At 44.3% G+C, this 20231-nt stretch carries 16 protein-coding genes; 9 read left to right on the top strand and 7 right to left on the bottom strand.

What is annotated here, in order from left to right; translation table 11 throughout:
- Positions 1-189 precede the first annotated feature (189 nt).
- From FN961_RS08685 to FN961_RS08670, 4 genes are read left to right on the top strand one after another with little or no spacing between them, the layout of a single operon-like run.
- The gene (locus FN961_RS08685; RefSeq protein WP_143564157.1) at positions 190-1374 is read left to right on the top strand and encodes an anti-phage 6A-MBL system MBL-fold protein; all 1185 of its coding nucleotides are present in this window, start codon (positions 190-192) and stop codon (positions 1372-1374) included.
- On the top strand, positions 1367-3145 hold the full coding sequence (locus tag FN961_RS08680) for a ThiF family adenylyltransferase (RefSeq protein ID WP_143564156.1): 1779 nt from the start codon (positions 1367-1369) through the stop codon (positions 3143-3145). The genes FN961_RS08685 and FN961_RS08680 overlap by 8 nt, the downstream gene beginning before the upstream one ends.
- On the top strand, positions 3114-3608 hold the full coding sequence (locus FN961_RS08675) for a Mov34/MPN/PAD-1 family protein (protein ID WP_185972756.1): 495 nt from the start codon (positions 3114-3116) through the stop codon (positions 3606-3608). Before FN961_RS08680 ends, FN961_RS08675 begins: the two co-directional genes overlap by 32 nt.
- Positions 3595-4107: a hypothetical protein gene (locus tag FN961_RS08670; protein WP_143564154.1), complete on the top strand. Its 513-nt coding sequence runs from the start codon at positions 3595-3597 to the stop codon at positions 4105-4107. The genes FN961_RS08675 and FN961_RS08670 overlap by 14 nt, the downstream gene beginning before the upstream one ends.
- A gap of 270 nt (positions 4108-4377) precedes the next feature.
- On the opposite strand, the gene FN961_RS08665 is transcribed toward FN961_RS08670, so the two are convergent.
- From FN961_RS08665 to FN961_RS08640, 6 genes are all read right to left on the bottom strand, one after another.
- Positions 4378-5394 carry a hypothetical protein gene (locus FN961_RS08665; protein WP_143564153.1) on the bottom strand — a complete coding sequence of 339 codons (1017 nt, stop codon included), beginning with the start codon at positions 5392-5394 and terminating at the stop codon, positions 4378-4380.
- A 403-nt stretch (positions 5395-5797) separates the two neighbouring features.
- Positions 5798-7369 (bottom strand): sodium/sugar symporter, encoded by a 1572-nt coding sequence (locus FN961_RS08660; RefSeq protein ID WP_143564152.1) that lies wholly within the window; start codon positions 7367-7369, stop codon positions 5798-5800.
- A 72-nt stretch (positions 7370-7441) separates the two neighbouring features.
- Positions 7442-8257, bottom strand: a complete 816-nt coding sequence (locus FN961_RS08655) for a DUF6445 family protein (RefSeq protein ID WP_143564151.1) — start codon at positions 8255-8257, stop codon at positions 7442-7444.
- Positions 8247-8975 carry a SapC family protein gene (locus tag FN961_RS08650; RefSeq protein WP_143564150.1) on the bottom strand — a complete coding sequence of 243 codons (729 nt, stop codon included), beginning with the start codon at positions 8973-8975 and terminating at the stop codon, positions 8247-8249. Before FN961_RS08650 ends, FN961_RS08655 begins: the two co-directional genes overlap by 11 nt.
- Positions 8976-9037: 62 nt before the next feature.
- Positions 9038-10618: a tryptophan halogenase family protein gene (locus tag FN961_RS08645; protein WP_143564149.1), complete on the bottom strand. Its 1581-nt coding sequence runs from the start codon at positions 10616-10618 to the stop codon at positions 9038-9040.
- 77 nt (positions 10619-10695) lie between these two features.
- Positions 10696-13557: a TonB-dependent receptor gene (locus FN961_RS08640; protein ID WP_143564213.1), complete on the bottom strand. Its 2862-nt coding sequence runs from the start codon at positions 13555-13557 to the stop codon at positions 10696-10698.
- A 755-nt stretch (positions 13558-14312) separates the two neighbouring features.
- Between FN961_RS08640 and FN961_RS08635 the strand changes: the two genes are divergently transcribed.
- The 5 genes from FN961_RS08635 (at position 14313) to FN961_RS08620 (ending at position 19081) form a co-directional block, all read left to right on the top strand.
- Positions 14313-14882 (top strand): RNA polymerase sigma factor, encoded by a 570-nt coding sequence (locus FN961_RS08635; protein ID WP_143564148.1) that lies wholly within the window; start codon positions 14313-14315, stop codon positions 14880-14882.
- Positions 14875-15939: a FecR family protein gene (locus FN961_RS08630; RefSeq protein WP_143564147.1), complete on the top strand. Its 1065-nt coding sequence runs from the start codon at positions 14875-14877 to the stop codon at positions 15937-15939. Before FN961_RS08635 ends, FN961_RS08630 begins: the two co-directional genes overlap by 8 nt.
- Before the next feature lie 124 nt (positions 15940-16063).
- Positions 16064-16966: a fructokinase gene (gene mak, locus FN961_RS08625; protein WP_143564146.1), complete on the top strand. Its 903-nt coding sequence runs from the start codon at positions 16064-16066 to the stop codon at positions 16964-16966.
- A gap of 494 nt (positions 16967-17460) precedes the next feature.
- Positions 17461-17628, top strand: a complete 168-nt coding sequence (locus tag FN961_RS25795; protein ID WP_185972755.1) for a hypothetical protein — start codon at positions 17461-17463, stop codon at positions 17626-17628.
- 4 nt (positions 17629-17632) lie between these two features.
- Complete coding sequence (locus FN961_RS08620) at positions 17633-19081, top strand: disulfide bond formation protein B (protein ID WP_143564145.1); 1449 nt, start codon at positions 17633-17635, stop codon at positions 19079-19081.
- 74 nt (positions 19082-19155) lie between these two features.
- On the opposite strand, the gene FN961_RS08615 is transcribed toward FN961_RS08620, so the two are convergent.
- The gene (locus FN961_RS08615; RefSeq protein ID WP_143564144.1) at positions 19156-19875 is read right to left on the bottom strand and encodes an oxidative stress defense protein; all 720 of its coding nucleotides are present in this window, start codon (positions 19873-19875) and stop codon (positions 19156-19158) included.
- Positions 19876-20231: the final 356 nt, after the last annotated feature.

Here is a 20231-nt window from a genome sequence, read left to right as displayed (position 1 = left end):
AGCGGTATTTTCCTGAAATACCATAGATATTCGAAAGAGAGATTAAGAATTCTGTATGGATAGTTTGGTGGATACTAAACAGAAGCAAGGGATAGATCTGTACAGAAAAATTTAAATAAATCATTTGCAGAGTTATATGAAGATATCAGTACTTTGTTAGACGACTAGATTTGATAAATGGAGGTTAATATGAGTGTAAAGCCAACGATTGAATTTTTCCCTGTAGACAATGGCGACATGGTTTTGATTACCACAGCTAATAGTAAGCGGATTTTGATTGATTGTAACTATCGTCAAAGTGCAGATATCGATGTAAAGGAAATTCTTAGAGAACGTTTAGTTCGAGATAATTTAGATCGCTTATATCTAGATGTGTTTGTTTCGACTCATCCAGATCTTGACCATGTTCGAGGTTTTAGTGAGATTTTTCACACTGGGTCTCCTGATGATTGGAATTTAGCGTCTGACAAAGTGATAATTAATGAAATCTGGTCATCACCACGAGTATTTCGTAGAGCGAGTAGAAAACCAATTAATGGTGGAACTGGCATGAATGAGCTTTGTCAGGATGCTAAGGACTTGAACAAAGAGGCGAAGCGTAGGGCTAAATTGTTTAAAGACTCAGGTTACCTATTTACCCAAAAAGACGGAGACGGAATTGTAATTCTTACTGAGGATGAAGATGGAAAAACAGAAGGTTTTGAGCAAATAGTAGCGAAGCTTTACAGTAAGTTTGTTTCTCTAAATTCGGGTCTAAATGACAACTCAATAGATGCTTTGTTATTAGGGCCTGCTGACAAGCAAGATGTGCCTACTGACGAAGACGAATTATGTAAGAATGACTCAAGTGTTATTCTTAATATTTGTATAAAAGATGAGTATGGCTTTTCACATCAGTTTCTTACAGGTGGAGATGCAGGTGTTAAGTGTTGGGAGCTACTTAATGATAGAATGGTATCCGAGTGTTCAACTCCGCTATTAAGCTATGATGTTCTCCAGACACCTCATCACTGTTCATGGCGTTCTATCTCTGATGATAGTGAGTCTAATAGTGAAAACCCTAAGGTTAATGAATCCGCAAAAGGTGCCCTTTCTTACGCTAATTCAAATGCGATGATAGTAACTAGTAGTAGGCCTTTTGGAGAGAAAACGCCTCCGTCAAAGTTAGCTAAATCTGAATATGAAGACATAGTATCTGCTGCTGATGGTGAATTCCTCATGGTGTCAGATCAGACAGATAGTGAAAATAAAGGCACATCTCTTGTTATAACATTTAGTTGTGGAAGCAAAAGTAGTGGGACAGGGAAAGTTTCATTTGCAAATTCAGAGAACCCTAATGCTGTAAACAAGAGTGGACGTAATATCTATGCGTGAGGCCAAGTTGTCTGCACTTAATGCTCTTGATAGATTGTTAAGACAACGTTTCAATGCCTTCAGGCTTGTTGAACAAATGGCAGAGCAATGGCTGCTTGACTTGCCTTTTGAGGAAATAGATAGAGGCTGGATCATCCCAACTAACATTGAAATGTTTGGTGAAAAGTTGAACATTTTGGTTGTAGTTCCAGTGAATTGTATATTTCCATATAAAAAGCCATGGATATATGTCAAACCAGAAATACCTCAATCTGAATTTCCTCATATAGAGGCTGACAGTAAAATGTGCGTATGGAGTGATCAGGTTTTGTTCGACTCTAGAGATATATGTTATGTGGAATCTCTGGTCATTGATGCGCATAAACTGTTAGAAAGCACGCTAACTGGAGAACTTAATGAAGATTTCAATAACGGCTTTTTAAGTTATTGGAACTCACATGTCAAAACACCCTCTCTTGTTTCTAGCTTATGCTCTGAAACAGGGGGTTGCAGATTGATATATGTTGCGTATCTGAACGGTACTACAATATTTGCTGACTCAAAGGATGAGTTGAGCTCATGGATTGAAAAGGTAGACTCAAACTCCAAAAATATTTCTATTAGTAACAGCTTTTTATTGGTGTTGGATAAGCCTTGGATCCCGTCTCAATACCCTGAAAAGTTAAATGAAATAGTGAGTTTACTATCAACTCAGCTTGGTGATCTTCTGAAAGCAAAAGAGCTCATTGGAAGCATGATTGCTGGTGATAGTAACAATCCGAAATTTCTTATAAAGGTCAATACGAATAACGGTCCATGTTTTGTCTCAATGCAACTGGCTGCGAATTGTTTGCAGAGAGGGAATGGAAATTACCCTAGTAGAAAAATAGTGAACTTAGGTAATGGTTTCAGAGACCGAAAAGTTACAGCTAATGTTCTATGTTCACGCGCAATGAACCAGACGTTGAAAGGACTGAACGTAGATAGAATTGATCAAAGTTGGATTTTGGGAAGAGGGCACAATAAGTTGTTGCCACAAATCTGCCGAAATAGAGTTGCAATTATTGGGGTTGGGTCTTTAGGCTCCGAATTGGTACCGCTGATTATTAAAGCGGGAGTATCTAATTTATGTCTAATTGATATTGATAGGCTAGAACCAGCTAATTTAGGTAGGCATTGGCTGACTTATGCTTACCTTGGGGAAAACAAAGCGAAAGGATGTCAGCTGGCTGTATCTTCATATTTTCCGTGGGTAAATGTTGAGTCAATAAGTTGCGCTAATTGGATCTATGAAGATTCAGTTCTTGAACACTTAAAAAGTTGCGATTTGATCATTAATACTACCGGTGAATGGGGAGTTGATGTCGCCTTGATGGAGTTATCTGTTAAAGAAGTTATAGAATGCCCTATCCTGTTTGGGTTTACCGAACCACATGCTGTTGCGACTCACGCATATTTGTGTGGGATAGGTAAACATGATTATTTGTCTTTATATGATAATTGTGGTCAGTTTAAAGGGACAGTTGCAGAGTTTCCCACTCAAACGAAATTAGATTTACCTCTTTGTGGTGGCTCGTTTCAACCATATGGAGCCATTGAATTAAGTTTTGGTCAAAGTGTTATTGCCGATCTTGCTATCAATTGTTTGTTAGGGAATCTTGATTTTGAAAAAGATCATTACATGGTGTGGGTAGGAAGTGAGAGTCTCTTGTTTCATAATAATGGTCAGTGGAACTCAAGTTGGAGTCAGTACTCTCAAATTGGAACAGGAAGTAGACTTATTTATGCCTAATTGCACTATTCGTTTTGTAGGTGTTGGTATCGAGCTTATTTTCTCTTTTAAAGCCATAGAACAGTTTGAAAAATTTAAACAGAATTTGACACAGAATGAGGCTGGAGGAATGTTGTTTGGTTCGTTTAAAGGTAACCAAGTAATTGTTGAGGAAATCTCTACACCTAGTAATGGAGACAAACGTGCACTATTTAGTTTCATATGGGAGAAGAAGGCTGCTAATCGTGTGATTAAAGAGCAATACTCTAAAGGTTTACACTATTTGGGCGATTGGCATACTCACCCTGAGGTTTTTCCCGAACCATCAGGCTCAGATATAGAGTCGATAAGAAGTACATTCAACAGCTCAAAACATGAACTGAAGTTTTTTATATTATTCATTTTAAGTAACAGTGAAGTAGTCAAAAGCCATGTTGTTCTAACTGATGGCTCAAAAGAGTATAAATTAAATGCCCATACCTGAAATAAACGAAGATCAAGCTGGTAATGAAAGCGATAATATCAGGACTCATTACATCAAACGTGTCTCATTCTATCTTTTATTCCTGTTACTCATTCCTTTTGCGTATTATGTTACTGCGTCTCAAGAAGGTCTTCCTCAGTGGGTAAAGTTTAACCAGCTACTAGTGGAGTGTGTGTTGTTCGGGCTGCTGGGAGGCACTACTTACTGTTTAAGAGCTGTATACCTTAATCGTTGTGTTCGTAATCAATGGGTACCAAGATGGGTGATGTGGTATCTACTTAGACCTGTCGTATCAATGATTATGGGGGGAATTACATATTTTATTATTAATATAGGCTTGATAACTCTTGGAAGTTCAGGTATCGGAAATACTAACTATGTTTTTTTTGTGTTAGCGTTTTTCGCAGGCTTAAATGTAGATGGTTTTTTGAAGAGATTTGAAAGCCAAATTTCGAAAAGCACAGGTGTTAAAGTTAGTAATCAAAGTTTAGGAAAATAAATTAGTAGAGTCAGTGTGAACCTTCACCTTTAATCTAAGCTCCTCAGCCCACGACAACAATTCCCCGTTGGAAATCCTTTGCTTCTCTGAAGGGTTTCACCGGGCGTCAGGGAGGATGCAAGGAAGGTAGGCAGCTATTTCACATTAGACAGCAGTCCTCTTTGTCCTGCTTTTTATAGCAAGAATGGAATTTCATGACCTTAATTAAGCGGCCATAGGCCGTAAATAATAAAAGTTTTTTGGTAAAAGACATAACGCTCACATCTTTTTTTACCTGCCGAGCAACTTATCAAACCATCCTTTTGAACGTTCAGCTTGAAGGTCTGATTCTGTCTGAAACAATTTCAGTTTGAGCTTTTCCACCTCAGCCTGCATGTTGCTTTTCTGCATATTTGTACTTGATATGTTGGTGTCGATTTCTCGACGGAGGGTATCTATTTCCCCCTGGCTATGTTTAAAGTCAACCCCTTGTTTCATAACCGTGGTTTCAAGGGCTTCGTGTTTTCTTTTCAGTGTTTTATGTGAGTGTTCGGCCAAATTTAATTCATTGATTTTGGTGGCCATGGCTTCTTGATGAAATGTCAAAGAGACTGGGTTGGATAAGAGCTTACCGTACACCTGATTTCCGAATATCTTGCAGAGATATTCGAAATATTCTTGCATCTGCTGCATGTTGGGGGACTTTGTTTCGAATTTTTGTTCAATAGATACACTACCTATACTCACTTCTACTATTGGGATACCATGCCCCTCAAAGTCTTTGATTTTTATTTGCTCACAAGCATGCGTATGCTTTACTTCAACGGCTAACTTATTCCCCCACCTTTTTGCCCAATGTGAGTCATCGTTAAACGTGAAAACAATGTCTGGAATGTAGTATTTATATTTACCTTCTGAGACGAGTTGGATACGTTGTTCGGTATCTACTGAAGTAGGTTTAACTACAAATGATTGTCTACCACACACAAAGTTTATGCTGCTGAGTTTTGTTATGGCTGCAATTGCTAGCATGTGGGATATGGAGTCCGAATCTCCGTCAGCGGAACCTTTCGGCGCTTGATTTGGGTTATATCTAAAGAATCCATTTGTGTGCAGATGCATTTTTCGACGATCATCTTCAATACGATGGGTACTCATGAACTGAAGATTATCAAAGAGCGCCGGGTTGGTCTTTTGAAGCTTACTTGCTTCCCATACGTAATAAAGTTTGAGTGGATGTTCTGTACCTATAACATATTTATTCGTATGTTTATCTTTTGCATTTGCCCATATTTTCTTCCCTACCATACAGCTCTCTCATTTCTGACTTGTAATTAATGGATCACAACGAGTGTGCTATATAAATAAATGAGAGTAAACTTTTCTTATTAAAGGTCTCTCGAAGAGAGACCTTGCTTGTTATAACCCGGTGTAGATACGGCTGCGAGCTTCCAAAACAAGGATGTTTTGGTAGAGCCTCCATGGATGGATTGACGGCGTTTCGCAGAAGTGCCTACACATTCCTCGCCGGACAGGCGTTAAGTACAAAAACACCTGTCGTCTATAAGTATTAAATAGATAACTCATTAATTAGCAGGCATCCACTTATTACTAGTGCTAAGTCATTCCATAACATTCGGAACAACCTAACCCAGTTGGCAAACTAACCCAAAAAATGACTCAACCTATGTTCATATACATAGGCCCTCATCTACCACCAACACACATAAAACGCCCCGACAATCAGAATAACCGCCATAGCAGAGACGTTATACGAGCGGCTCGTGGCAAACTCCACCGTGGCAATATCCACAGACTGATTCTGAGCGTCAGCAGAGCTCTTATCGAAATGAGACACCACTGCCGCCAAGACCAAACAGGCGATAAAGACTAAGCCAACGCGATCCATAAACGGCAATGTAGGCAAGCCGAGTTTGAAGGCCAGTGAGAGCACAGCAGAGCCTAAGGCGGCGGTGAGCGCGCCCTTAGCTGTAGTGCGTTTCCAGAACATGCCCATCACGAAGATCACCACGATCCCTGGGGTGAAGAAGCCGGTAAACTCCTGAATATACTGGAAGGCTTGGTCTAACTCACCGAGTAGAGGTTTAGTGGTCAGTAGCGCGATGAGCATGGCAAGTAAGCTGACGTAGCGGCCGACTTTGACATAGTGTTGCTGCGACTTGTCTTTGCGGTAGTGACTGTAGATATCCATGGTGAAGATGGTTGAGATACTATTGGTCATTGAACCCAGTGATGACACGATGGCGGCAACCAGCGCGGCGAAGACTAAGCCTTTAATACCTGAAGGCATTAAGCTCATCAACATCGGATAGGCTTTATCGGCGGGGTCTAAATCTGGCATTAGCACATAAGCGGCAATACCCGGCAGAACCACGATAACTGGCATCAACACTTTCAGAAATGCAGCAAATACGATCCCTTTTTGGGCTTCGCCTAAGCTCTTGGCCGCCAATGCACGCTGAATGATGTATTGGTTAAAACCCCAGTAAGAGATGTTCATGATCCACATGCCGCCGAACAGGACGGAGAGTCCAGGCAAGCTCATGTAGTGCTCATGTTCTGGGTTTAATATCATGTCGAATTTCTGTGGCGCTTGCGCTAGCAGTAGACCGAATCCTTCTATTACTCCATTGTCATTACTGATCATATTGAGGGTGGTGTAACACAAGAACAAGCCGCCGAAGACGAGCAGTACGACTTGGATAATATCCGTGTAGGCAACGGCTTTGAGGCCACCATAAAGCGAGTAGGCGAGGGAGAACAGACCAAGAAAGGCCATTGCCACTGTGATATCAACACCTGTAACTGTGTTGATGGCTAAGGCGCCGAGCCATAAAATTGCAGTGAGGTTGACCAAGATGTAAACCCCGAGCCAGAAGAAGGCCATGACCATGCGGACATTGTGATCGAATCGTTGCTCAAGGAACTGAGGCATGGTGAAGATTTTATTCTTCAAAAAAATAGGCAGGAAATACTTGCCGACCAAGATCAAGGTGATGGCTGCCATCCACTCATAAGAGGCGATCGCCAGCCCCATGGCGTAGCCGGAGCCTGACATGCCGATAATCTGCTCCGCTGAGATGTTTGCTGCGATCAGCGAGGCACCGATGGCCCACCAAGGTAGGCTATTGCCTGCGAGGAAGTAATCGCTGGCGTCTTTTTGATGTCCCACTTTTTCCCGTGACACAAAATAGGCAATGGTAATGAGCCCAAGTACGTAGATGATGAAAATACTGACATCTAAAGTTGAAAGTTGCTGCATAGTGTTCTCTTTATTATTTAGGTTATCTAAGCTCGGCCGATGTTAGCGCGCATCGGCTGAAATGCCGTTTAATCAGGTGTTTTCATGCTGAAATAGCAGAAAAGTATTGAGCGTAAGCCGCCCTGTTCTTGGATCATCCGGCAGCTTAGCTGTGCTGCTAATGTCGGCGGAATGTAAGCAATTACTGGGGTAGAGTACGGCTCGATTGAACTTGGCTTCGACAGTATGTATCTGCTCAAACAGCGGCCCGCTGCCGTTGGTGTAGGCGGGTGACTGATGCAGGTGCATGCCATAGGCCTGCTGTTTTAAGGTTTTGCCATATTGCGCGATCCGTGAGTGGGTAACCGTCTCAAATCCGGTCTTCCTGTGGCGATAAAGGGAGGTGCCTCCTTGTGGGCCACGAAACAGATAATGGACCACTGCAAACTGCTCACTCAAAGGGCTGTCGAAGTGAGGCAGCATCTGAATGGGGCGCAGGTATTGAGGTTGCGTCATGGTGAGCGAAAAGGCGGATAACAGGCAGTTAGGCTGAGTTGTTGGCTCAATTTGATAGTGTGAGCGGATAAGATCCGCGTATTGCCGCTTGAGCTGTTCGCTGTAAGCATGGGGCGCTGTTTTGCGTTTTCCGGGATAGAAATCCTGACGATTTTCCACAAATTCTGTGGGCTGACAGGCAAGTTCGACCATGGCCTCTGGGTAGGCGAGTAGATCATCGATGACGATGACTGGCGTTTTTTCGGTGCCCACATAATGGACTGTTACACGAGCATCAGGATTAAATTGCGCCAGGGTTTCAGTGACCAAATCTGGGGCGATTGTCATGCTCAGATCTGAAGCGGGTCTCGCGCCCATTGGGGAGCTTGCCCCTTGATTCATACTAGTCATCATGATCAGTGCCACTGCGTTTATTCTTCAGATCGATCAAGCTGTAAATCTGCCCTAAAGAGGCGATCATCATGTAGATAGGTTCAAAAAAGTGGGTTCTGTGTAGTCTCAGCAGTTGTGCATCGCTGAGGTTGTTAAATTGCTTCTCGTCTATGGTGTAAAGCCCATTGAGGCGAGTTGGAGCGGCATGTTCAAACTCTATCTCTACCGATAAACTCTGTAGCAGTTTTAGCTCTTGCAGTAACAGGATAAAGTCGGAGTTATCCGCTTCCCCTTGCAACAACTGGGCGAGGTTTTGTTTGGCTTCTAGCAAGTAATCTGATTCTTCCCCGCTATCGCTGTATAACGCGACTGCATTCGGCGCTTGACTGATGCTTGGGCTATCCATATCGATACAGAGCGGATGTTCACCTGTTGCAGCATCTTTGGCGCCAACAAAAAAGGGCTGTCTGCGGATCTGCAGCGGCAGGTAGATGCTGTGCCATTGATGGTCTCGCCAAAAGAGGTTTTCCCCCTTTGCAAACCCTAACATGGCGACAAATGTGAAGGCGCCAGTGTCACCATTTTTGGTCAGCAGGATAGGGTATTGAGTCACCAGCTGACGAAATTCAGACATGACCACGGGGATCAGATTCAATTCGGCGCCATGTTGTGCACACTGTTGTGGTTCCAACTGCAAGTGGCGGTGATTGGCTAAATTTAATTGGACTAAATTACTCATATCATCACTCTTTAATACGGGACGTTAATGTGGGGCTGCCAAATAAGCACAGCCGAACGGCGCTAAAGATCGTTAAATCCATATTGATGTATCTTATTGATCAGCTCTCTATTGGTGGGCAATGATGCTAATGCCCGCTCAATAAGGTGCTCGTTTTTGGCAAACTGCTTATGGGCTGTGTGCCAATCGTTGAGCATATGAGGTGTCATCGAGAAGTCGGTTTCAAAGCCCATTCCGTAGAGCACATATTGATAACTGGCTGCGGGAAAAACTTCGTTGTTACTGGTGAAGTCCATGTCTGCAGGGGCTCTGTGCTGCCAAATTTTAAGCAGATCTTTCAGGCTGTCAGGGATGGTGGCTGGATCGCGGTTATCCTTCCAAAAATCAGTGTCATCCCGTTGGCTCAAGACATAGTGCAGCTTGAGAAAATCGATAATTCTGTCCCATCGGTATCGAAAGGTCTGATTAAAGCGGTTAGCGACGATATCCATCACCTCTCGATTGGCGGGCAGTTGTTCGCTGATCATCTGGGCCGACAATTCGATAAGCACAATCGCTGACGCTTCTAATGGCTCAAGAAAGCCTGCCGAGAGGCCGACTGCCACACAGTTTTTGTGCCAGAAGGTTTCTCTGTGGCCACTGTGTATGGGAATTTTTCGTACCTTGAGTGAAGTGAACTTAGGCCCGATATAGTCGGCTAAGGCCTGCATCGCTGCGGCCTCGTTGGTGTACTTACTTGCGTAAACATACCCCACGCCACGTCGGTGTTGCAGGCCGATATCCCAGATCCATCCCGCGTCTTGTGCAGTGGATATAGTATGAGAGGCAATAGGACTGTCGGCGTCGTCATAGGGCACATGCACGGCCAGTGCGGTGTCGATAAACAAGACATCGCTGCAATCGATAAAGGGCACTTGATAGTGTTTACCCAGTAGCAGGGAGGAGAAGCCGGTGCAGTCGACAAATAGATCGCCGCTGATGTCACCATTAGGCATATTGTCGACGTGAGTGGTTAACGAAGCGATATCGCCGTTGGCGTGTGCGTTAACGGCGACAACGTCGGCGGACACGTACGTGACACCAAGCTTTTCAATGCAGTGTCGTTTTAAAAAATCGGTGAACTTGCCTGCGTCGAGATGATAGGCGTAGTTGGCCACATCTGAATACTCGGCGGTGCGGATGGTTTTGGGGGCTAAGCCCTGCTCACACACACTTTCTTGAAAACAGACGGCATTAGAGAAAGAGTGTTTATCTGCCGACAGGCTGGTCTGTTTTTGTTGAGACGACCAATATGGAGCTAGATCTTGTTGGGTAAAGCCTTGGGGAAGCACCAGCGGGTGGTAGTAAAAGTCGTCCTGAGTGCCATCGACCCACTTGGCAAACTTGGCGCCTTGTTTGAACGTGGCATCGCATTCACGGATAAAGTCGGTTTCGCTGATCCCCATTTTGATCAAGCTGTTGCGCATGGTCGGCCAAGTGCCTTCGCCGACACCTATGGTGGGAGTGTTGGGCGACTCGACCAAGAGCACTTCGACACGGCTAGTTGCGTCATAGGTTCTGTGGTGCGCTGCCAGCCAACCTGCAGTTATCCAGCCTGCGGTGCCGCCGCCGACAATCACAATTTTCTTTGTTGGTTTTTGCATAATGCTGCTCACAATTAAAGACAGAAATTAGCCTACATCGTCAGTGATGTAGGCTAAACAAACTGAACGTCAGTGACTTAGAATGAGCCGCGTAATCCAACGGCGAATCGACGGCCACTGTCTTCAACTGAGAGCAGTTGGTTCTCAAAGCGTCCACGTTTATGGACATACTCTTCAGTTAAGTTGACGCCTTCAAAGAAGACGGCAAAATTATCGGTGAAAGCATAACTGCCGCTTAAGTCGAGCTGAGCGTAGCTTTCGACGATGGTCGGGCCGTCACCATTGGTTTGCGTTAGCGACTGCACAAATGAATCGCGCCAGTTCCAAGCAAGACGTGTCTGGATTGGACCACTCTCATAGAAGGCTACCAAGTTGACCGAGTCACTTAGTCCTGTGAGTGCGAAAACTTGGCTGATGTTAGCTGGCTCAAGTTCAGCGTTGCTGCTCACCAAGGTGGCATTGGCCATGACGCCGAAGCCTGAATCACCAAAACCGTGTTGTATGGCAAGTTCCCAACCGTCGACAATGGCTGATTCACCGTTGTTCGGACGGGTGTTGTTGAAATGAGCCACACCGTCATTGCTGTCGGGGTTGTTGGTGTCGTCACCGGTGGAGGGATCGGTTAACAAGCTGCCATCACTTAAGGTAAAGGTCAGATCCTCTTGGGTATTGACGATAAAGTTTTCGACATTCTTTCTAAAATACCCCGCCGAAACATAGCTGACTTCGCCGTAATACCATTCAAGAGAGAGATCTAAATTCTCTGAGCTAAAGGGTTTAAGCGCTGGATTACCTTGGCTAGACGTGAGATCGCCACCGGGACGAGTGGTGTTGATCACTGTGATGGGCGACATGCTGTTTAGCGTAGGACGGGTCATGGTTTTCGATGCCGCGAGTCGAGCGATGAGATCGTCAGTTATCTCTAACTTAACCGTAAAGCTCGGTAAAATTGCATCATAGCTATTAGCCTGACTGATGGCGGCAACGGTGCCGTAGGCAGGTAGCATCTCGGTTTTATCAAGAATATTGAGCTGAGATATCGGCTTATCGCGCCCTTTAACATCAGTGTCAGTGGTTTCATATCTAACACCTGCGGTACTTGAAATCACCATGTCGGCTATCTCGCCAACAAAATCGACCTCGAAGTAGGCAGCGAAGATATCCTCTTGAACGCTGTATGACTTATCGCGTAATAGGGCATCGAAACTGATTGAATCGTTGTGAGTGCTGGCGTAGTACTGCTCCAAAAAGGCAAAGTTAGCTTCACCGTCATGGGCGAGCCACGAGGTTGGCATCTGGCCGCTACCACTGACGCCGCTCAGGAAGTCACTGCCTGCATCGAAGATATATTGCGACTCTGGACTGATTGTTGGGCTGTCTGGATAACCACAGTAGGCGCAATGCAAACCTTGGCCTTCATTATCCCAACGATTTAGGCTTTTGGTTTCGGTTGAGTACATCAAGCCAAATCGTGCAGCACTAAAGCCGTTGTCACCGTCAGCAAGCCATGTATTGTCCCATCTAAGTTGGTCCAACTCATCTTCGACTTCCCAACCACGTCGCAGCATCACATGGGCACGACTATTGTCTGTACTTAGGTAATCTTGTACGCCAGCGGGGGTCACTGAAGGATCGTAAGCAGTGCCATCTAGCTCTTGTTGACCACTGTAGATATTAGGATTAGCGCTTTCAAACATCGAAGCATTAGGCAGAATATTGTCGTTGACCTGAAAACGAACTCGGTTGGCATAACCGATGAGTGATAACTGGTTACCACGACCATTGTTGGCTTCTCGACTCGCCTCTGAGTGACTGTAATCGAAACTCATGTTGAGGTTGTCGTTCACATCCCAATCGGCATTAAGGCCAAAAGATTGAGAGTCAGTAATACGATCGAACTTCTTGGCGTGGAAATCGGTTGCGAGACCCACCTCTTGGTACATGTCGACTACTGTGCCGTTAGCATCGACAATCGGGCTGCCGCCATCAACACCAGTGACGTTTGGTGCGGTGAACCAGTGGCCGTATGATGTGGCATTTGTTTCGACATCAAAGTCTGAGTAGAGTGCGTCGGCGGTGATCACTAAGTTATCAGTGGGAGCGTACTGCAGGACTAGGTTGGCGTTAGTTCTTTTGCGCTCTTCGAAAGTGACTTTGTGGTCATAGTTACGGGCTGAGAAAGTATTGCCTGTGTAATCTTCACCTGAAGCCGTTTTCGGGTTCGGGATCCCCACATTTTCTAACCAGCCATCGATCTGCGCTTGATTGAGTCGTGTCTTTCGCTCTTGGTGTGACACACCTAATAGCACACCAAATGAGTCATCTAAAAAGGTGTTGCTGATTAAGCCGGAAAACTGTGGCGTGGTCTCTTCGCTATTTTCATCGTAGATCCCTTTGACGCTACCGACAGCTTTAAAGCCGTTGATGGCAAAAGGTCGTGCGGTATTGATGTTGATGGTTGAGCCAATACCACCTGACTGCATGGTGGCCGATGAGGTCTTGTACACGTCTAAGCTGCTAACGAGTTCAGCGGCGATGGTGTCGAAGCTAAAGCCGCGGGTATCACTTTCACTGGCTATTTGACGTCCGTTGACTAACACGGTATTAAATTGTGGGCCAAATCCTCTGACGGTGATCGATTGTCCCTCTCCCCCAGAACGATCGATTGAAACACCGGTAATACGCTGTAGCGACTCAGCTAAATTGGTGTCAGGGAATTTACCGATATCTTCAGAGGAGATCGAATCGACAACCCCTTCGGCGCTGCGTTTTACATCCATGGAGCGACTTAATGATCCGCGGATCCCCGTCACTTCAATCACTTCTATTGCAGGTTCGGCACTGGTTTCTGCGTCTGCTGCTAATAGTTGTGATGTGGCTAATGTTCCCATTGCGGCGAGCACAGCACTGGCTACTTTATTTTTGTTGTAGGTGGTCATATCGTCTTGTCTCTTATGATTTTTATTATATAAGATTGAGATCTGCCCACTGTCGTTCATCTGTGCAACAAGCCCAGTGTTTTCGAGCATAAGCTCCAAGGCTTTCATGGTTTCATATTGACCATGTATCGCATTTGCATCTATCCCCTCTACCTTTTCAAATGAAAAGAGCAAGGTGATGTCCGCCTGCTCAGCTAGATAGATGAGTGACAAATAGGCCCTTTGTTGGGGGATATCGAAAACGACACTGTCGATGGCTTCTTTAGCGATGAGTCCAGGTGTGAAACCTGAGACCAAACAGAAAAATAGGAGCTGGCGAACCCGTTTTCGGTCCCTCATGTGTATGGTTTTTCGCCATGCACCAAAGGAAGACGATTGATAGAAATTTTTCCTCCATAAAAAATTAATTATTTTTATTTTTTTGTGAAACATTTGTGTAACCACCCACTTGCTTTTCGCTGCTTTTTTTGTCGATGCATCTGCTGTGCAACGCCTATATTTTTTATTGTTAGCTATTTAAAGCTCTATTAAAACAATGGATTGATGTTTTAGTTTTATTGTTTTAAATATTGCTATTATTGCTAGGTTATCCAGTTGTATGCTTGGTGTAAAAGCCTTATTCTAGTTTAAGGTGCTGCTTGGCGGTGGCGTTCGCCATTTTTGACTGATTGTAAAATCAATCTTATGGCGGATTTTTAAAGCTGAATCGTCTTAATGAGATGGATAGTGTTATTGGCTGGTATAGATAAGACGATATGTTAAAAGATAGCTTGATATACAAGACCTACCTTGCCTCGAGAGAGGGAATTGCTCGGGTTGTTTCTCGAATAGTGCCTCCCCATGAGATAGAGGATATCGTGCAGGAGACCTATGTACGTTTATGCCAGGTGGAGAATAAAGAGAACATTAATTCTGCGAAGTCATTCATGTTCAAGATGGCGCGGAATTTAGCTTTAGACCATCAAAAGCGCGCTAATGTGAGATTGGTGGATAGCGTTGATGATTGGCATGAATTTGAAAAGGCACTGTGTGACCGACGTGACGAAGTGTATGACAATGCGATCACTAGCCTTGAGTTTGATCATTTTTGTGAGGCGGTTAGGCTACTGCCACTGCAATGTCGCAAGGTCTTTGTGTTAAAAAAGGTCTATGGCTATTCTCAGCGAGAGATCGCGAGTGAGCTAGGATTGAGCGAAAGCACAGTTGAGAAACACATCTCTCAAGGTATTAAACGGTGTACGGTATTTATGCGACAAGCCCAGAATAGTAAGACTCAAGCAAACGTGGTTCCAACATCTGGCAAGTGCGGAGGTAGTCATGAGTAATATTCATCAATTAAATGCTGACGCCAATGCTGAAGATCTGCGATTAGATCGCGCCAGCGAATGGATTGCCAAGATGGATCGTGAGTTGACCGATGAAGAGCGCGTAGCGCTAGCGACTTGGCTGCACAGTGATGTTGAAAATCTGAAAGTGTTATTCGAAATTGCCCAGATGTGGGACAAGATGGATGAGCTAGGACGACTGTCGGATATCTTTCCTAAAACCAAGCCTGCCCGTAAACAATCTCCTGTGTGGATGGGGGCTATCGCCGCCTCTATTTTGCTTTTTTTAAGTGTCGGTATTTATGTTTTCACACAAGATATTGAGCCTAATGGTCAGCCTTCGAGCTTGATTGCGATCCAGAGCAGCTATCAAACTGCGGTGGGCGAAAGTAATACGATTAACTTGCCAGATAACAGCATTCTGGTCTTAAACACCAACAGCTTTGTACAGGTGAGATACACGGCGAAGGAGCGGATTATTGAGCTGCAGCGAGGGGAGATAAATATTGAAGTTGCCCATGATACCTCTCGTCCGTTAAGTGTGTTGGCGGGTGGCAAGGTGATCCGAGCAGTGGGCACTGCATTTAATGTCGATGTGCGAGCGAGTGGTGTTGAACTGATTGTGACAGATGGCAAGGTGCTGGTGGTGAAAAAGAGCGCCGCCGCCTTTTTGAAAGAGAGTAAAGAGTCACGGCCTCGGGTAACCAGTTCTGCACTGGCAGTGGCAAAAGATGAGCGTGTGATGCTGAACAATAAAGAGCCTTTACCACGGGTTGCGTCGAAAGTGACCCCGGGTGAGATAGCCACTAAGCTTTCGTGGCGTACCGGAAACTTGATATTTAGGGGCGAATCATTGGAGGAGGCCATGGCGGAGATTAGCCGTTATACCGATATCCATTTTGAGCTGGCAGATGATGAGAACCTTAAAAAAATCAAAGTCGCAGGCATGTTTAAAACTGGCGATGTGAATGGTCTACTGAATATTCTCGATCAAAACTTCAACGTCAGCCATGAGAGATTAAGCCGTCATAATATCAAGCTTAATTATGGTGGCTAACGGCTTTTCAAAGGAATTATTTTTTAAATAAACAGATAACTCCCTCAACTAATTTGAGTTCACTCATTTTGGTTAGGGGAGGTGATCTCTACATATATTTTCGATAAATAACGGGACTAGATAGATGCTACGCATTGGAGTTGATTTAGGCGGCACTAAGATTGAAGTGGTGTGTTTAGGGGAGCAGGGTGAAGAATTATTTAGAAAACGTATCCCAACGCCACGTAGGTATGAATCAACTTTAGACGGCATAGTTAGCTTAGTGGAAGAGGTCGAAACTAAGTTAGGGCAGCAGGCAAGCGTTGGTGTGGGGATCCCCGGCATTTTGTCACCGCAAACGGGCTTGGTCAAAAATGCTAACGCCACTTGGATCAATGGTCGTTCATTAGACGTCGATTTGGGTAAACGTTTAAACCGCGAGGTGAGAGTGGCCAATGATGCTAATTGTTTTGCTGTTTCTGAGGCGGTTGACGGCGCCGGAGAAGGAAAGGGTTTAGTCTTTGGCGTGATCATCGGCACAGGCTGTGGTGGCGGACTCGCTGTGGGCGGTAAGGTGCATCAAGGTTGTAACGGTTTGAGTGGTGAGTGGGGTCATAATCCCTTACCTTGGTTAAAGGTTGATGAATTTAACACTACCGATTGTTTCTGTGGCCATAAGGATTGTATCGAGACGTTTATCTCTGGCACCGGCTTTATGCGCGATTATCATCAGGTGCATAAAGGAAAGATGGTCACATCGGGTGGTGAGATTATGGAGTTGGTCAAAGCTGGCAACGCTTCGGCTATGTTGGCCTTTGATTGCTACATGGACAGACTAGCGAGATCCCTAGCCCATATTATCAATGTGCTGGATCCTGACATCATCGTCTTGGGCGGCGGCATGTCTAATGTGGACATTATCTATTCAAGATTACCTGAGCTGTTACCACAATACGTACTTGGTGGGGAATGCATGACGCCTGTGGTCAAAAATCGATTTGGCAGTTCATCAGGGGTGAGAGGCGCCGCTTGGTTATGGCCTAGTTAATTTTATTTTCGTCTTCGTCTTACTAAGGGAGTGATGCTATCACTCCCTTTGTTTTATCTCCCTTTTGAACAGCCATTTTTCTGTCGTGCCGTGTTACTCATTTGTGGGTGATGCAATGACTCGTTAGCAATCAAATTAAGCTCACGAATATCAAATACCTATTTGTAGGTAGCGTCACAAAATATCATGCAGTTAAACATACCGCCCAAATATAAGAATCCCCTTAATTTTACAGACATTTTCATGCGTGATATCGCATCAATTCCTAATGCAACTTGTTATTTTACCGCGTGAAATCGATCAGTGAACTTGAGTCGCTGGCAATGATTTCATCATGAGCTTGTTTGAGCTAATACCACTAAAGATCTTCGTTGGGGAACAGGGTCAGAGAAGCTGCTTTTTGCAGTGAATACTGGCTTTAGATCGGGTATTTGAATCGAACGACCATAAAACCGCTAAGACGCGTTTATCTCTATTATAACTTGGATCAAATTATGGAATTTTTACTCTTCTGTCTCATCTTCTTTACTGCCTATCTAGTGGCATTTAAACCTCAGAAACAGGGCATGGCAGATATCTGTCTGTGCGCTAGCATCGGCATGAGCATTCTTATTTGGATTATTGCCACTTGGGGCATGTTAGTACCAGCAGGGAATCTATAAGAATATGAAAATGAAAGAATCGACTGTAAATCAAATTGTGTCTCTTGCGGCCATGGCATTGATTGCTTTGCCTGTTGGAATAGCCTGTATCATTTTAGGTTACGGCTTAGGTGATACACCTTGTATTTTATGCTGGCAAGAACGTACCGCGATGGTATTAGTGGCACTTATTGCTATTTTCATTACTCGTTATGGCTTAAAGCCTAAGTATCTTGGCGCACTTATCTTTGCTTCGGTGTATGGCCTTTGGGCTGGCTACCGACACAGCTCAAATCATATTTTGAAAGATATTGGTCAAGGTTTTGGTCCGGCTATTTTGGGCGTGCACACCTATGTGTGGGTCATGGTTGTTTTCTTGGTTATCCTGTTATTTGCAGCAGTTCTACTGATGTTACAGGGCGATAAACTCAGTGAGAAAGAAGATAAGAACAGCTGGACGATGCTAAATAAGTCGACTGTGATGGTGTTCTTGGTGGTGATTGGTTTCAATATCGTGCAGGCATTTAGCCAAACAGGGCCTTTCCCATTCATCGGTCAAAGCGATCCGTACCGCATGACGTTCGACAATGACAAGATTGTTTGGTCTACAGCTAATTGGCCTAAGCTTTCTTCTCTTTCAGCCCGTGGCAGTTTTGCTATTGAGCGACCAGATTTTGCTAATATGGCGGTGGTTGAAGGAAGTGAAATAGTTACTGACCTGAGTTTAACCTCAGTGCGAACTCAGGCTTTACCAGCAGAGATCATCGGCTTAGCAACCGGGATTAGTTATAGCCCGAATAGCGATATTTATGCGGTTGTGACGAGTGATAACTGGGTACATTTCCTCAAGGGCGATTTGAGTGAGGTGTTGGCTTCAGTCATGATCGATGGTGCTTTCTCGGTTGAGATTTCTAATCTTACGGGTGTTGTCTTTGACGGTGATAACAGCGTTGTCGTTACCGCGGATCATAAGAGCTATGTGCGTCTTGAATATGATCCATTAGCAAAAATTGCCGACAGTTACTGGAAGTTTATGGACGGCACTGATGGTGTGAAAGAGCTTAAGCGCAGCCGTTTCTCAACTGTTCGTGCTAAGTACAACTACATTGGTGGTTTAGGTTGGGATGCTGCAACTCAAGAATACGTCACGATTACTTTGCCTGCTAAGGTGCGTAATAACTTCGTGGTATCTCGATTCAGTAACCAAGATTTTGAGCTGAATAGCGAAGCTAAGATCCTTAACGCTGCAGACACGTACCCGATGGTGACAGGTTTGGCGATAGAGCAAAACAAGGCTTACTTGTTAAGCCAAAGTGCCGAGCAGATCTTAGTAATGTCGACCAGCACTAATAACATTGAAGCGGCTTACGGTTTCAGTGGTGTGGCGAATGCTCAAGGCCTGACTTTAGTCAAAGGTGAGTTTGCAGTGCTCAATGGCGTGAAGGGACAAAACTCGGTGACTTTCTTTCACTAGAGTGAGTTTACGGTATTAATGACTTTAAAAAGCCTGCGCACTCGCGCAAGCTTTTTATTATCAGAGTCGCAAGATTAATCTTTTAGTCTAAAAACAACCTCAATTCTGTCGCTAATGGTGACTTGTCCCTGTTGGTAGCTCTCTGCCGCATCAAAGCTTGGGCTTGCTGCATTCATTCTAAGCATGACAGGTTGGACTGGATGCTGATCTAAATAACGAATTTCCCATACGCCATCGATTTTGTCCCCGAAACCTTGAGCAATAGAATTGGCTTTGTTCTTGGCATCGACAATAGCGGCCTGTCGTGCTTTAGCAATATATTCACTCTCTTTACTGGTTTTAAGGGCAATATTATTGATGCGGTTAATCCCCTCATCCAATGCAGAATCTAAGACATTGTTAAGGCGTGATAGCTCTTTGACTTTGACTGTGACTTGTCTGCTGGCGTTGTATCCCGTGAGCTCGGCAGGCTTATTCTTTTGATAGTGATATTGAGGCTGAAGATTCAGGTTCGCACTTTGGATATCAACCCGAGCGATGCCCGCAGCTTTAAGACGACCGATAAACTTTGCCACTGCTTTATCTGAAAGCTCTTTAGCTTCTTTTGCCGTTTTAGTTTTGATGGTGACTTCGACGTTAATCTCTGCCATATCAGCCTCTACAACTAACTGGCTGACACCGACGGTTTCAAGATGTGGAAAATCGAGTTGGCTGGCTTGCAACGCAGGGGCGACAAAAATACTGGCGCTGATAAATGTGCTTGCTAGAACGTTCGAAATAAGTGAATGCTTCATAGAAACTCCCAAAATAGTAATATTTAATAATATATTTGACGGTTTATAGGACAGGTTAAGTTCAAGTTCGTGAGCCTATCAGTGCCGTTTGATGGTGGTACAAACGGACAGATATCGAAAAAGGGTTAAAATTTAATTTATTTCGATAGTGAGTTATCAATTTTTCATCACCAATAAGCTTGTACGTACATAGATACATCAGCACACCTCATCCCCCTATAACGTGAGGCTATTAATGTTTGACAGATAGCTATTCAAGAATGATTTCTCCAATATAAAGCGTTCTTCTAGAGAAACACAGAGGCTATTAGATGGATAAATACAGTTAACAGACTACTTTTAATAGATGGCTGGAT

This window comes from Shewanella hanedai, assembly GCF_007197645.1.
In the GTDB taxonomy this organism is placed as follows: Bacteria; Pseudomonadota; Gammaproteobacteria; order Enterobacterales; family Shewanellaceae; genus Shewanella; species Shewanella hanedai.
The sequence above is the reverse complement of the archived record's forward strand: the minus strand, read 5'-3'. Positions and strand labels throughout refer to the sequence as shown.

Bases quoted from the DNA above. Each gene is read 5' to 3' on its own strand.
- FN961_RS08685 (WP_143564157.1), top strand. From the start codon at position 190: ATGAGTGTAAAGCCAACGATTGAATTTTTCCCTGTAGACAATGGCGAC.
- FN961_RS08680 (WP_143564156.1), top strand. From the start codon at position 1,367: ATGCGTGAGGCCAAGTTGTCTGCACTTAATGCTCTTGATAGATTGTTA.
- FN961_RS08670 (WP_143564154.1), top strand. From the start codon at position 3,595: ATGCCCATACCTGAAATAAACGAAGATCAAGCTGGTAATGAAAGCGAT.
- FN961_RS08665 (WP_143564153.1), bottom strand. From the start codon at position 5,394: ATGGTAGGGAAGAAAATATGGGCAAATGCAAAAGATAAACATACGAAT.
- FN961_RS08660 (WP_143564152.1), bottom strand. From the start codon at position 7,369: ATGCAGCAACTTTCAACTTTAGATGTCAGTATTTTCATCATCTACGTA.
- FN961_RS08655 (WP_143564151.1), bottom strand. From the start codon at position 8,257: ATGATGACTAGTATGAATCAAGGGGCAAGCTCCCCAATGGGCGCGAGA.
- FN961_RS08650 (WP_143564150.1), bottom strand. From the start codon at position 8,975: ATGAGTAATTTAGTCCAATTAAATTTAGCCAATCACCGCCACTTGCAG.
- FN961_RS08645 (WP_143564149.1), bottom strand. From the start codon at position 10,618: ATGCAAAAACCAACAAAGAAAATTGTGATTGTCGGCGGCGGCACCGCA.
- FN961_RS08640 (WP_143564213.1), bottom strand. From the start codon at position 13,557: ATGACCACCTACAACAAAAATAAAGTAGCCAGTGCTGTGCTCGCCGCA.
- FN961_RS08635 (WP_143564148.1), top strand. From the start codon at position 14,313: ATGTTAAAAGATAGCTTGATATACAAGACCTACCTTGCCTCGAGAGAG.
- FN961_RS08630 (WP_143564147.1), top strand. From the start codon at position 14,875: ATGAGTAATATTCATCAATTAAATGCTGACGCCAATGCTGAAGATCTG.
- mak (WP_143564146.1), top strand. From the start codon at position 16,064: ATGCTACGCATTGGAGTTGATTTAGGCGGCACTAAGATTGAAGTGGTG.
- FN961_RS25795 (WP_185972755.1), top strand. From the start codon at position 17,461: ATGGAATTTTTACTCTTCTGTCTCATCTTCTTTACTGCCTATCTAGTG.
- FN961_RS08620 (WP_143564145.1), top strand. From the start codon at position 17,633: ATGAAAATGAAAGAATCGACTGTAAATCAAATTGTGTCTCTTGCGGCC.
- FN961_RS08615 (WP_143564144.1), bottom strand. From the start codon at position 19,875: ATGAAGCATTCACTTATTTCGAACGTTCTAGCAAGCACATTTATCAGC.